Below are 303 nucleotides of genomic sequence, written 5' to 3'. Positions count from 1 at the left end.
GGGCTCCAGAGAATAAAAATTTCGTCAATATCTGTTAATTCCTTGAAGGCATAGGCTTCGAGGGCAATGTTATAAGCTGGGTCATTGCTGTTATTTACAATGTATTTCATGCAAAACTCCTTTATTGTTAACTAATTTTTATTATAGTGGAAACGATAACAAAAGACAAGTATTGAAACTCTTCTTGTCCATTCTTGAATTTTCTCAAAAATGATGGTAGGCTATAAAAGGAGGTTTTCATGAGCAAACACTTAAAATCATTTTTGATCTTTTATCTAGCCGCAAGCATCTTTCTTCCTTAGA

Annotated in this window: 1 pseudogene; it reads right to left on the bottom strand. The window is 33.0% G+C overall.

Annotated elements, in window-relative coordinates:
* A pseudogene (locus tag C1G53_RS11080) lies at positions 1 to 110 on the bottom strand (lipoate--protein ligase); the annotation flags it as partial.
* Between the last annotated feature and the right edge of the window lie 193 nt (positions 111 to 303).

The organism is Streptococcus suis (assembly GCF_002960445.1).
GTDB lineage: Bacteria > Bacillota > Bacilli > Lactobacillales > Streptococcaceae > Streptococcus > Streptococcus hyiners.
The sequence above is the reverse complement of the archived record's forward strand: the minus strand, read 5'-3'. Positions and strand labels throughout refer to the sequence as shown.